This is a genomic window from Kineothrix sp. IPX-CK (assembly GCF_039134705.1).
Lineage (GTDB): Bacteria > Bacillota > Clostridia > Lachnospirales > Lachnospiraceae > Kineothrix > Kineothrix sedimenti.
The window spans coordinates 300,681-313,797 of sequence record NZ_CP146256.1 but is presented as its reverse complement, the minus strand read 5'-3'; the positions used below and the strand labels follow the sequence as shown (position 1 = coordinate 313,797).

The 13,117-nt window shown below is 44.7% G+C and carries 9 protein-coding genes, 1 tRNA gene and 3 rRNA genes; all 13 read right to left on the bottom strand.

Features of this window, described 5'->3' with window-relative positions:
- Positions 1 to 135: 135 nt before the first annotated feature.
- The 13 genes from V6984_RS01485 to V6984_RS01425 all read right to left on the bottom strand — a co-directional run bounded on the left by V6984_RS01485 (position 136) and on the right by V6984_RS01425 (position 13,106).
- Positions 136 to 3,055 (bottom strand): 23S ribosomal RNA (locus V6984_RS01485).
- Between the two features lie 323 nt (positions 3,056 to 3,378).
- A tRNA-Ala gene (locus V6984_RS01480) sits at positions 3,379 to 3,451 on the bottom strand.
- Between the two features lie 4 nt (positions 3,452 to 3,455).
- A 5S ribosomal RNA gene (rrf, locus tag V6984_RS01475) occupies positions 3,456 to 3,573 on the bottom strand.
- Positions 3,574 to 3,855: 282 nt separating this feature from the next.
- A 16S ribosomal RNA gene (locus V6984_RS01470) occupies positions 3,856 to 5,387 on the bottom strand.
- The 16S, 23S and 5S rRNA genes sit together here with 1 tRNA gene alongside, the layout of an rRNA operon.
- 397 nt (positions 5,388 to 5,784) lie before the next feature.
- Complete coding sequence (locus V6984_RS01465; protein ID WP_342758056.1) at positions 5,785 to 6,258, bottom strand: CvpA family protein; 474 nt, start codon at positions 6,256 to 6,258, stop codon at positions 5,785 to 5,787.
- A gap of 11 nt (positions 6,259 to 6,269) precedes the next feature.
- A complete protein-coding gene (locus V6984_RS01460) occupies positions 6,270 to 7,475 on the bottom strand; it encodes a DUF5711 family protein (protein WP_342758055.1) in 1,206 nt (401 codons plus the stop codon).
- 109 nt (positions 7,476 to 7,584) lie between these two features.
- Positions 7,585 to 8,256: a hypothetical protein gene (locus V6984_RS01455; protein ID WP_342758054.1), complete on the bottom strand. Its 672-nt coding sequence runs from the start codon at positions 8,254 to 8,256 to the stop codon at positions 7,585 to 7,587.
- 136 nt (positions 8,257 to 8,392) lie between these two features.
- Entirely contained in the window at positions 8,393 to 8,848 is a 456-nt protein-coding gene (locus V6984_RS01450) for a DUF6773 family protein (RefSeq protein WP_342758053.1), read from the bottom strand.
- Positions 8,845 to 9,045, bottom strand: a complete 201-nt coding sequence (locus V6984_RS01445) for a helix-turn-helix transcriptional regulator (protein WP_342758052.1) — start codon at positions 9,043 to 9,045, stop codon at positions 8,845 to 8,847. Before V6984_RS01445 ends, V6984_RS01450 begins: the two co-directional genes overlap by 4 nt.
- Positions 9,046 to 9,267: 222 nt before the next feature.
- Positions 9,268 to 10,188, bottom strand: a complete 921-nt coding sequence (locus V6984_RS01440) for an acyl-CoA thioester hydrolase/BAAT C-terminal domain-containing protein (protein WP_342758051.1) — start codon at positions 10,186 to 10,188, stop codon at positions 9,268 to 9,270.
- Positions 10,189 to 10,330: 142 nt separating this feature from the next.
- Positions 10,331 to 11,203 carry a hypothetical protein gene (locus V6984_RS01435; protein WP_342758050.1) on the bottom strand — a complete coding sequence of 291 codons (873 nt, stop codon included), beginning with the start codon at positions 11,201 to 11,203 and terminating at the stop codon, positions 10,331 to 10,333.
- 54 nt (positions 11,204 to 11,257) lie between these two features.
- On the bottom strand, positions 11,258 to 11,887 hold the full coding sequence (locus V6984_RS01430) for a chloramphenicol acetyltransferase (protein ID WP_342758049.1): 630 nt from the start codon (positions 11,885 to 11,887) through the stop codon (positions 11,258 to 11,260).
- 169 nt (positions 11,888 to 12,056) lie between these two features.
- Positions 12,057 to 13,106 (bottom strand): aldose epimerase family protein, encoded by a 1,050-nt coding sequence (locus V6984_RS01425; protein WP_342758048.1) that lies wholly within the window; start codon positions 13,104 to 13,106, stop codon positions 12,057 to 12,059.
- Between the last annotated feature and the right edge of the window lie 11 nt (positions 13,107 to 13,117).

Sequence of the window (13,117 nt, the reverse complement as noted above, 5' to 3'; positions counted from 1 at the left end):
TTGTTCACCTGTCACTCTCTCCTATCTCTTCCATCCGTTTCTTTCCTGTCTCTTATGAGCGTCTTATGAGTGTTTTCTACTCATTATGAGTGTCTTATGAGTGTTCTTTACTCATTACTCATTAACCAGCCTTACAAGGATAAGCCCTCGACCGATTAGTACTTATCAGCTCCACGCATTGCTGCGCTTCCACCTTAAGCCTATCTACCTCGTACTCTCCAAGGGGTCTTAATACAAAGCAAGCTTTGTATGGGATATCTCATCTTGAGGGGGGCTTCACGCTTAGATGCCTTCAGCGTTTATCCCTGCCGGACTTGGCTACTCTGCCATAGGTCTGGTACCTAACAGATACACCAGCGGTCCGTCCATCCCGGTCCTCTCGTACTAAGGACAGCTCCTCTCAGATATCCTACGCCTGCGCCGGATAGGGACCGAACTGTCTCACGACGTTCTGAACCCAGCTCGCGTACCGCTTTAATGGGCGAACAGCCCAACCCTTGGGACCTACTACAGCCCCAGGATGCGATGAGCCGACATCGAGGTGCCAAACCACTCCGTCGATGTGAACTCTTGGGAGTGATAAGCCTGTTATCCCCAGGGTAGCTTTTATCCGTTGAGCGATGGCAATCCCACGTTATACCACCGGATCACTAAGTCCTAGTTTCCTACCTGCTCCACCCGTCGGTGTCGCAGTCAAGCTCCCTTATGCCTTTGCACTCTGCGAATGGTTTCCGACCATTCTGAGGGAACCTTTGAGCGCCTCCGATACCCTTTCGGAGGCGACCGCCCCAGTCAAACTCCCCGCCAGACATTGTCCCGGGACCAGATTCATGGCCCTCGGTTAGAAATCCAATACTGCAAGGGTGGTATCCCAACATTGGCTCCATGGAGACTGGCGTCTCCACTTCATTGCCTCCCACCTATCCTGTACATACAGCATCGAATCCCAGTATCAAGCTGGAGTAAAGCTCCATGGGGTCTTTCCGTCCTGGCGCAGGTAACCAGCATCTTCACTGGTACTTCAATTTCACCGGGTGCATTGTCGAGACAGCGCTCAAATCATTACGCCTTTCGTGCGGGTCGGAACTTACCCGACAAGGAATTTCGCTACCTTAGGACCGTTATAGTTACGGCCGCCGTTTACTGGGGCTTAAATTCAAGGCTTCGGTTGCCCTGACCTCTCCTCTTAACCTTCCAGCACCGGGCAGGCGTCAGCCCATATACTTCACCTTTCGGTTTTGCATAGACCTGTGTTTTTGCTAAACAGTTGCTTGAGCCTATTCTCTGCGGCCCCATTTCTGGGGCACCCCTTCTCCCGAAGTTACGGGGTCATTTTGCCGAGTTCCTTGACAATGCTTCTCCCGCCGGCCTTAGGATTCTCTCCTCATCCACCTGTGTCGGTTTACGGTACGGGTACATAATGAACAATAGCAGCTTTTCTTGGCACATGGCTTGCATGCTTCGCTACTTTATTTCGCTCCGCTTCACGCCTTTGGATTGAGAAAGGGATTTGCCTCTTCCTCTCCTACCTCGCTTGCACCGGTCTTTCCTTTCCCGGCTCATGCGCTCCACATGCGTCCCTACAGTTCTGTCATTATGCAGTACAGGAATCTCCACCTGTTGTCCATCGGCTACGCATTTCTGCCTCGCCTTAGGCCCCGACTTACCCAGAGCAGATCAGCTTTACTCTGGAATCCTTGGATATTCGGCCAAGAGGATTCTCACCTCTTTCTCGCTACTCATTCCGGCATTCTCTCTTCCTGACGCTCCACGGCTCCTTACGGTACCGCTTCCCTGCATCAGCAATGCTCCTCTACCAATCATACGAATGTATGATTCCTAAGCTTCGGTGTCGTGTTTCAGCCCCGGACATTTTCGGCGCAGGACCTCTCGACTAGTGAGCTATTACGCACTCTTTGAATGTGTGGCTGCTTCTGAGCCAACATCCTAGTTGTCTTTGAAATCCCACATCCTTTTCCACTTAACACGCACTTTGGGACCTTAGCTGTAGGTCTGGGCTCTTTCCCTTTTGACTGCCCAACTTATCTCGTGCAGTCTGACTCCCATATAACATCTTCACGGCATTCGGAGTTTGATAACCTTCGGTAAGCTTTGACGCCCCCTAGGGTATTCAGTGCTCTACCTCCGCAAGACTTTTTATGAGGCTAGCCCTAAAGCTATTTCGAGGAGAACCAGCTATCTCCGGGTTCGATTGGAATTTCTCCCCTATCCACACCTCATCGCCACCCTTTTCAACGGATGTGCGTTCGGTCCTCCATTGCCTTTTACGGCAACTTCAACCTGGACATGGATAGATCACCCGGTTTCGGGTCTGCACATACTGACTATATCAACTTAGTTGATATTTGCGCCCTATTAAGGCTCGGTTTCCCTTCGGCTCCACACCTTAAGTGCTTAACCTTGCCAGTATGCACAACTCGCCGGACCGTTCTACAAAAAGTACGCGGTCCCACCTTAACGTGGTCCCACAGCTTGTAAACACAGGGTTTCAGGTTCTCTTTCACTCCCCTCCCGGGGTCCTTTTCACCTTTCCTTCACAGTACTATGCGCTATCGGTCACTGAGGAGTATTTAGCCTTACGGGGTGGTCCCCGCTCATTCCCACAAGGTTTCTCGTGTCTCGTGGTACTCTGGATACCGCTCTGTCTGGTCTGGTTTCACGTACGGGGCTCTCACCCTCTCTGGCTGGTCTTTCCAGGACCATTCCGTTACCCTTCCTGAATCAGTTGATGCGGTCCGAACCCCGGAGTGCACGCACTCCGGTTTGGGCTCCTTCCGGTTCGCTCGCCGCTACTTCGGAAATCACTGTTGTTTTCTTCTCCTCCGGCTACTTAGATGTTTCAGTTCACCGGGTTCCCTTCCTTACGCTATGGATTCACGTAAGGATACATAAGGTCTTCTTATGTGGGTCTCCCCATTCAGATATCTGCGGATCATAGGATATTTGCTCCTCCCCGCAGCTTTTCGCAGCTTATCACGTCTTTCTTCGGCTCTCAGTGCCAAGGCATCCACCCTGTGCTCTTTCTTGCTTAACCTGTTCTCGTCCCTCTAGCGTGAGGAACGCAGGCTGGTCTGCTGTCTGCGAGCTTTCGCTCGTTCAGCGACTGACTTTCGTCAGACTTTTGTCTCTAACATTTATAAATACAAGTGTCCTTCACTTTTACAAGTGTCCTTCACTTGTTGCCCATCCTTTCGGATGGACCTCGGATGTCTTTGATACTTGATTGTTTTTCGGTATTCGGTTTTCAAGGTACGGTTCTTTTCCGGTACGGAACAATGCTTGCTTCCTTCCCTTTTCGTCGCTTTCCTGGATCTTACTTGCTACGAGCGTATTCTGCTCGTTCCAGTTCCTCGACGATGGAGACAGAGAGATTCGAACTCTCGACCCCCTGCTTGCAAGGCAGGTGCTCTCCCAACTGAGCTATGCCCCCGTAAATCTGGCAGCCACCTGCTCTCCCATGCCGTCTCCAGCATAGTACCATCGGCCGCTTAAGTCTTAACCTTCGTGTTCGGGATGAGAACGGGTGTCTCCCCTAAGCGCATCGCCACCAGAATTTTCGTGCTGATAAATCTGATTAAAATCAGATCGGGATTGCAGATTTAAGGACAAATGGATGGGAGAACTCGTTTTCCCAGACTTTTTTTCTTAAATCTATTAGCGTCTTCGACGCGACCGAGAGGCTATGCCTCGAGGTGCAATCCTTCCAGAAGGTACACATCTCTCAGGGCGAACCCTTTCCACATGTTCCTTCTTTGCTATTCCCTGTCTTTTTAACAGGCAATACCTTTCCTTAACAGCTAAACAGTAATACAACCCCTACTTCTTCTTCCTTAGAAAGGAGGTGATCCAGCCGCACCTTCCGATACGGCTACCTTGTTACGACTTCACCCCAGTTATCAGACCTGCCTTCGGCTGCTCCTCCCCTTGCGGGTTAGGTCACAGACTTCGGGCATTTCCGACTCCCATGGTGTGACGGGCGGTGTGTACAAGACCCGGGAACGTATTCACCGCGACATTCTGATTCGCGATTACTAGCGATTCCAGCTTCATGTAGTCGAGTTGCAGACTACAATCCGAACTGAGACGTGTTTTTTGGGATTTGCTCCAGGTCACCCCTTCGCTTCCCTCTGTTCACGCCATTGTAGCACGTGTGTAGCCCAAATCATAAGGGGCATGATGATTTGACGTCATCCCCACCTTCCTCCGGGTTATCCCCGGCAGTCTCTCTAGAGTTCCCATCTTACTGCTGGCTACTAAAGATAAGGGTTGCGCTCGTTGCGGGACTTAACCCAACATCTCACGACACGAGCTGACGACAACCATGCACCACCTGTCTCTGGTGCCCCGAAGGGAATAGGATGTTACTCCTACGTCACCAGGATGTCAAGACTTGGTAAGGTTCTTCGCGTTGCTTCGAATTAAACCACATGCTCCACCGCTTGTGCGGGTCCCCGTCAATTCCTTTGAGTTTCATTCTTGCGAACGTACTCCCCAGGTGGATTACTTATTGCGTTTGCTGCGGCACCGAAGGTTTAATAACCCCCGACACCTAGTAATCATCGTTTACGGCGTGGACTACCAGGGTATCTAATCCTGTTTGCTCCCCACGCTTTCGAGCCTCAACGTCAGTTACAGTCCAGTAAGCCGCCTTCGCCACTGGTGTTCCTCCTAATATCTACGCATTTCACCGCTACACTAGGAATTCCACTTACCTCTCCTGCACTCCAGCCGGACAGTTTCCAAAGCAGTCCCGGGGTTGAGCCCCGGGCTTTCACTTCAGACTTGCCCTGCCGTCTACGCTCCCTTTACACCCAGTAAATCCGGATAACGCTTGCCCCCTACGTATTACCGCGGCTGCTGGCACGTAGTTAGCCGGGGCTTCTTAGTCAGGTACCGTCATTTTCTTCCCTGCTGATAGAGCTTTACATACCGAAATACTTCTTCACTCACGCGGCGTCGCTGCATCAGGGTTTCCCCCATTGTGCAATATTCCCCACTGCTGCCTCCCGTAGGAGTTTGGGCCGTGTCTCAGTCCCAATGTGGCCGGTCACCCTCTCAGGCCGGCTACTGATCGTCGCCTTGGTAGGCCTCTACCCCACCAACTAGCTAATCAGACGCGGGTCCATCCTGTACCACCGGAGTTTTTCACACTGTCTCATGCGAGACCGTGCGCTTATGCGGTATTAGCACCTATTTCTAAGTGTTATCCCCCGGTACAGGGCAGGTTGCCCACGCGTTACTCACCCGTCCGCCACTAAGTACCTAAGCTTCCATCCGAAGACTTCCGCTTAATTACTCCGTTCGACTTGCATGTGTTAGGCACGCCGCCAGCGTTCATCCTGAGCCAGGATCAAACTCTCATGTTCAAAAGTTCTCTCCGATCCAAGATTAACTTTGGCTAATCTTTTCCCGTAGTCATTCCGGGCTTTCTCCGCTCTTTACGAGCTTCCTCTTCCCGTTACGACTTTTACTGTTTTTTAGGTTGCATCCTTTCGGATGCCGTTCTCTGAATTTTCATTCATGATACTGCATGTTCCCCTTCCGGGGCATGCTCTCATTTAAGAATTTTCAGGGTTGCATTACTGTTTATTTGTCAAGGTTCTGCCCGCTGCCGCTCTGTCATTCTTTGTCGGCAACGAAGATGAGTATATCATTACTGATGAGGGATTGTCAACACATTTTTGGAAAAATTTTTAAGGATTTTTTATTGACCTTTTTTCTTCTATATATAATGGGTATAATGCCCCGATTAAGACTTATTAATTATAACATTGCAATCCAATTGGCGATGTAATTTTTATTGTATATGTTTACGAGAATTGTACTCTGGTGCGTCCACTCCATAACTTTTTCACCGAACTGTCCCGTAGGAAAGCTTCCTATAATGACATATATGATCCAAAACACAGCCAGCACCTCTAAAGCACCTGCCCCAATACCGAGCAGCTTATTGATAAGGTTGATAACCGGAAGTTTTGCGATAGTTTCTAACGACTTCATCAATACACCTATCAAACGATACACCATGCTTACCGCAACTAACAGAACAACAGAGATTATTATGGTCTTCGTGTTTTTCTCCATAACGCTGGCAAAAAGCAGAAGTGCCATGGAAAGCACAACTAAGGCCATGAATAAGGACACCAAGCTGTTCACTTCTTTTGCAAATCCGTTTTTAAATCCTCTTAAAGCACGCCACAGCGCAAACGCGATAAAAATTATTACTAGTAAATTCACCTATTTCGCTCCTATTTCATTTCGATTATGTTCAACCCATCTTGAGTCATCATGATATAGCGGTTCGTTTTTTCTGTGGGAGCAAACAAATAGGCTGTTTCCTCAAATGCCGCCTTGAAGCGTTCCACTCCCTGCATATTGCTTACGCTGTATTCGGTATCGCCATAAATAATAATATCGTCTTTATCAAAAATAATATCTTTGTATTCCGTATCGAACTTCTTAGTGGTCACAAGCCTTCCTTCTGTATTATATACATCCAGACGGTATTTTGCATCGCCTTCCGTATCCAGAAACACCAATCCCACGTATTGGTCACTGTAAAAAAGGCTCTGCACCTCTTCAACAAGGAGATTCTCCGCCGCACTGGTAGGCTTCTGATCTCCGGTAAAGAACATAATTCTATCATCAGCTACCGCAAAAACAGTACTTGAATTTATAAATTTAATAAAAGGCACCACAGTTCCCTGATAATCATAGCCGCTGACGAATCGGTCCGAAGATTGGTTCTGCCCTACCTCTCCGAAATTGTGAAATGCTATGGAGGACTTCATCTTGCCGCTATCCACATAAAAATAAGAAATGGCAAGCAGTTCGCCGTTAGGAGAAATGCTGATATCTATGGGATAGCCCGACTTGTCCATAGTAGTTTCGGCCTTTACTAATATGTTTCCTGCAGTATCAAACAGGTTGATTCTCGTAATATTCGCATCGTCCAGTATCGCGGCAACCACACCGTTTTTTGCAACACAGAAATTCCGGATAGGCATATTCGTAGTTATTTCTCCCATGCTTCCCGTTTCGTTCATTACATATATCGTTCTGCCATTGTAATCGCCTATCGCAACTACAGAACCGTTCACATCCACCATGGGATTTTGCATCTCATAGGTCTGATTCCACTGTACATTCCCCTTATTATCCATACAGTTAGCTCCATCCTTACTGTACGTGAGGATACTCGTCCCCAAAGAACAATAGTAAGAACCCTCCACTTTTGAAACAGGAACGGAGCTGGTCACTATACTCTCGCTGTAGGACCTGTTCTGCCAGCTTACAAAAACAATTGCGGCAATGGCGGCTATCAATAGGATGCCTAATAAGACTCTGTAGAAACTCGTCACCTTATGGCTTCTTATTCTCTCTTTATAATTAATATTGCGATTTCCGCTCTTTCTCTTTTCCTTGGAGCGCAAATATTCCCTGACATTTGCCATTATTGATGCCCCTTTGCAGCTATTATTTAGAAATATAAATTATGTGCTTTTTATTTTATCACACTTGCAGGACGGCTTCAATTAATTTAGTTTCTGAATATCCTAACATTTACGGTTCCTCCAGCGCTTCATTCATCTCCATGGCGGCTTCTTTGAAGTCTTCCATCTTCTCGAAATTGTTGACCGTAGTTATTGCCATTGCGCATATGATAATAAAAATACAGATGACTACTGCACGGATAATATCATATACCGGCGATTCCGGCAATACTTCAGTCTGGCTTAGTGCCACCAGCTCCGCCTGTGCAGAAGCAGCCTTTGCCTCCTCTTCTTTTTTTTCATTTTGTCTCGCATATGGCACCCTTTTTATTTCCTCCTCATAAGTAAGGCCCAGATATTTTCCCATGATAGGCTCTTTCTCATAAAAAATATAATATCCCTCGATAGGTTGTCCGCCATTTCCGTCACCGATCAGGATGCCTTCGCACATGCCTTGTGTACACTTCCACATATCCGTATTCAAACAGCCGACCTCTTCATACACTGAAAAAATGCTTTCTTTTTGAACAATTTCCCTTGGATTCTTTTTTTCCGCACCATATATGACACAGATTTCCTCACTGAAATTCCTTTCTCTTTTTCCATATAAAATAATTCGCTCGTTTCCTTCTGTCTCCTCGAACTTGAACCGCTCTAAATAAGAGAGCACATAATCTTCTATATAAATTTTTCTTTTACCGTCTATTTTCCCTATTCTTTTGACAACCTCCGGCACTTCCATGGGCGCACCTCCTCATTCTGGATGCGCCCATTATAGCACTGCCCTGCTCATATTTTTATCGGAATATGTCACGGTTGTTGAGACTTTTATCGACAAAAAAGGCGACGCGAAAATATCCCTTCAATAAAGAGATTTTTTAATTGTTCATTTCATCTTTATTCATTTTATTATCAATACCTTCTTGTTTTTTCTTATTTATGAATCGCATTAATGTATGTATTATAAAACTGAAAACAGTGAAACAAACAAAAAACAGCACTAGATTTTCTATATTATCCTCTCCGCTTAAAAATGCTAATAGTATTACAGAAATAACGCCCGAGGTTAATATACTGATCAATAGGCTTTTACTGCTTTTCTCTTTTGGACTCCATATATCTATACCCGCCGTCAGGTGACGAATTGTCATGTATATCCCACTACCTATCAAGCAGAAAAATTCAACGGCAAACTGAGAAAACGGTGCGTTTAAAAAGAACTGTTGTACAATAATCGAAATAACTAAAATACATACTAAAACCTGATATGCATCACTTTGTATTTTTCTTCTTGTTAATACTATTCGTTCATCTTGTATTCTGTCATTTTTCATTGCATCTCCTCCCAAAATAAATCGTTTAAGGTTTTGTTTAACGCTCTACAGATTGCAATACACAGATTTAATGTGGGATTATAATCACCTGCTTCAATTAAGCCTATTGTTTGTCTTGTCACACCAACCGCTTTTGCCAAATCCTCTTGCTTCATATCACATTCTATACGAGCAATCTTCATTCGTTTATTTTTCATACATTACCCCCTTTATATCGCACATTATATATTAAACATTACATTACGTCAAATATATATTACATTTATTCAAAAGTAAAAAGGGCAGCGAGCATATCCTTATACTCACCGCCACTTTTTTAACTATATTTTCAAGTATCTTTTTCCGGCTATCGTATTCTTCTAAAGTTTCTGATTTTAGACATAAGGGGAAATTAACCTCTCCAAAATCGGCCTTTAGAACTACCATTTTGCTATTGCTTCTGATAATTTTGCATCAATATCTATTCTTGTTTCCTTACATTCTCTTGGATTCTGCCTTCCGGATTTAAATGCGAATCTAATTAACAAGCCGGAAACCAATGGTATGACAGACTCAAGCATGGTCTGCGGAAAAACAAAATGTGTTCCGTACTTATAAAGCAACGACTGATATTGACTGTCATGAGCATGGATTTCAAGCCTTTTTTCCATTCTTTTGATATACTTACAGGTATCCCATAGCACGTCGTCTTCTGCGCCTACAAAGATAATGCTGCCCTTAATGTTCTCAACCTTTATTTTTTCTTCCTCGCTTACGGGATGCAGTCTTTCTGATTCACGAAACATTTCTCTGCTTGCAATAAAATTTCCACTCTCTTTTGATTCCTTTTTAATCATTTGCCAATATGCCGGATGACGATACGCATACGGAAGATACGGCAAAGGCTTTCCCTTATATGAAACGCTTGATTCATTTATACCCGGCCTTTCATGGGCGCCATCAATCCTATCCTGGTAAAATCCTTCCATAATAAAATCGCTTGGCGATATAGCAATCGTTAATGTAATATCATGATAATATGATGCGGCAACCAAAGCCAGCATACCGGTAGTAGAGGCTCCGACAATGCCGATTTTATTATTCTCTTGTTTTTTAAGATATTGTATGGCTGCGCCGAATCTTTCTAAAGGATAGTTATGATGACCATAGTCTTTTTTGGCAGGTGACATGGCCAATACGTTACATCCCAACTTCTGAAACCATTTCACACCTGAAACAGCCATCCTGTCATCAACAGCATCGCCGATCATCAGGATGATCGCTCTGTTGCTTTTGGGAATGTTAGGATAATATGCTCCATAAAACCCATCTTTATTTATATCTAAAAATATTTTTTTCATACTAATAACCATTCCCTTCTCATGATCTGCAAACTTTGGACCGCAGGCACAAAGTTGCGTGTGAAAAATTCATATTTTCCTATGTGCAAGTCTTTGCTTCATAAATATAATGAGCAGTTACATAAATTGCGCAGTTTGCTCATCATGAACCAGACAGCCATATCGGAAATAAAGAGGAAATCCATTCCGATACTTTGCGTCTGGTTTCAAAACCTATATAACCTTTATAGCTGTAATGATAATCGATCTTCCATTGGTTTTCACCTATTTGCTTTTCCTGGAGAAGATATAGCAGATACGAGGTGTTTTCATGTGCCGTCAGCCGTCTTTTCCCCGCGATATAAATTAAGTCTGTAAGGGAGAGAGCATAACTTTGCGGAAACATGATGTCCGTAATATGCGGACTGATTGGTCTGCCGTTCGATAGTCGCTGAAACATGTTATGCCCAAGCATATAACCTGTTCCCTGCATAAGAAGGCTTTCCACCTTCTGATTTTCGTGCTTAATACATTCCGAATAAGTTACCAACGCACGGACCGTTTTGCCGATTCCAATATAGCATGGCGTTTTTCCAAGGCAGCCGCCATGCTTGCAGACCCCTTTATAAGGCCATGAAGTAGTTTGATTACGCTCAAAAAGCTGATATCGTTCTATCCAGCTTAAAGCTGCCTGTGCTTCTTTACTGGCAGCAAGCCCAAGCCGGCAATAGGCTTCTAACAGCATGGCATTGTAACAGGGAACTATTTCTTCCACTCCACCTAGACATGAAAAACCTTCTGCCGTGGCAATGCTCCGATTTATATAGGCAATCATTTTTTGCATATAAGGCATTCTTTCAATATATGGGATTTCGCTCAGACCCATGATCCGAAAGACAGCAAACAGAGGATGCTCCACAAAATCCGCTGTCAGCTTCCCGACTAATCTCGATTGACTCAGCAGATTCAAGATCTCGTCAGTCTTCAAATATTCGTTTTTTTCAGAAGCAATCCTCAAAACTAATGCGGAATCCATGTTATACCTCCTGAAGATTAGTTACTGATCATGTTCATCATTATCTTATCAATATTAAAACCTGTTTAAGTAATTCTGTAAAACATCGACCAGCTTTCCAATATGTATCCCATCCACAAAAGAATGATGTACCTGAATAGAAAAAGGAAGAATCCATTTCTTATCTCTTTGAAAAAATTTCCCCCAATCAAAAAGAGGTGTCGCATTATCTTTTTTCCCGGAGTTTGTATGCGAAATATGAGTATATGATACCCATGGAAGGGGCGAAAACTGAAACACATTATTACCTAATGGTCCGGTAAAATATTCCTTTTGATTTTCAGCTTTTTCTATGGCTGACGCCATGTATTCTTCTAATGTATCCTGCATTTCTACATTAACGACCTTAAAAAGCTCGGTGTCTTTGTTCATATAGGTAAAAGCCGTATCAATCTTATCATATAGTACTATCTGACCATCTACAAAGCGATATCGGAACTCTTCGATTTCGTTTGCGCATTTAGAAACAGCAAAGATTAAAGCTATCGTGAACGAATACTCTAGTTCTTTAATTTTCGCTAAGAAATTGCTTATATCCAACTCAAAAGTGACACAGTATGAGGGCTCAACACTGTTCCTGAATATTTGGCAATGCAATGCTCGTTTCCAGTTATTTTCATCAATTACCTCATAATTACCAGCCATGGTTCACCTCTCCACAATAAATGATTTCAATACTACTCATCAAGCAATTATTTAACTCCCAAAGCGAAATAAATCCTCCAATAATGATTATTTACAATTCATCAGTAATTGTTTGGCTATACGCTAAACATTTATGATTTTCGTAAACATCATTGTTGGAGGACTACGTTTATATTACTTCAAATTTGTAAATGGTAGTGGTATCGTACTCTCTGTCCGGTCCGAAAACTGCTGACGGGAAGGAGGGCTCGTTTGCTGTGTCGGGATAATATTGGGTCTCCAGACATAAACCATATCTTCTGTCGTAGGCAATGCCTCCCTTTCCCGAATCCTTTGTCATGAAGTTACCTGCATAGAATTGAACGCCCGGCAGATCTGTATAGGTTTTCATAATTCTTCCGCTGTCAGGCTCTTCCACAGTGGCGATATGCCGCAGAACGCCTTCTTCTCCATCCAGCACCCAGTTATGGTCATAGCCGCCCGTAAGCTTCAGCTGTTCGAAATCATCGTCGATTCTGTCTCCGATACGTCTGGGACTTGTAAAGTCCATAGGGGTTCCCGCCACGGGTGCGATTTCACCAGTGGGAATTGCCCCCTCTACTACCGGTGTATAATTGCCCGCGTTTATGGTAAGAACGTGATTGCAAATCTCACCCGCACCATGTCCGGCAAGGTTAAAATATGTATGATTCGTCATATTTATGATTGTATTCTTATCACTGGTCGCATGATAATGAATGCGCAGCTCGTTATCCTCTGTCAGAGTATAAGTTACCGTTATCTTCTTATTTCCCGGGAAACCCAATTCTCCGTCCTTAGTCTCCAGGGCTAAAGTGATGCTGGTCTGCGTAGCCTCTGCCACATCCCATACCTTTTTATGATAGCCCAGGTTCGCATGGCTATGCAGGTTATTCGGCCCGTCATTCACATCCAGGTTATAGGTCACACCCTCCAGTACAAAGGACGCGCCTGCTATACGGTTAGCATTCGGCCCTATCGTCGCTCCGTGATTGGGAGCATTGACAAAATAGCTCTCGAGCTCACCATAGCCAAGGACTACATCTGCAAAATTACCGTTTTTATCCGGCACACAGAGACTCTGGAGAATAGCACCGTAATTGATTATCTGCGCCTGCATTCCATTTTTATTCTCCAAAGAATAAAGATTAATCACGTTTCCGTCTTTCGTCTCTCCAAACCGCGTTATTCTTACACCCATCCTAATTACCT

Coding starts and splice junctions, on each gene's coding strand:
- V6984_RS01460 (WP_342758055.1), bottom strand. CDS start 7,475: ATGGCAAATGTCAGGGAATATTTGCGCTCCAAGGAAAAGAGAAAGAGC.
- V6984_RS01455 (WP_342758054.1), bottom strand. CDS start 8,256: ATGGAAGTGCCGGAGGTTGTCAAAAGAATAGGGAAAATAGACGGTAAA.
- V6984_RS01450 (WP_342758053.1), bottom strand. CDS start 8,848: ATGAAAAATGACAGAATACAAGATGAACGAATAGTATTAACAAGAAGA.
- V6984_RS01445 (WP_342758052.1), bottom strand. CDS start 9,045: ATGAAAAATAAACGAATGAAGATTGCTCGTATAGAATGTGATATGAAG.
- V6984_RS01440 (WP_342758051.1), bottom strand. CDS start 10,188: ATGAAAAAAATATTTTTAGATATAAATAAAGATGGGTTTTATGGAGCA.
- V6984_RS01435 (WP_342758050.1), bottom strand. CDS start 11,203: ATGGATTCCGCATTAGTTTTGAGGATTGCTTCTGAAAAAAACGAATAT.
- V6984_RS01430 (WP_342758049.1), bottom strand. CDS start 11,887: ATGGCTGGTAATTATGAGGTAATTGATGAAAATAACTGGAAACGAGCA.
- V6984_RS01425 (WP_342758048.1), bottom strand. CDS start 13,106: ATGGGTGTAAGAATAACGCGGTTTGGAGAGACGAAAGACGGAAACGTG.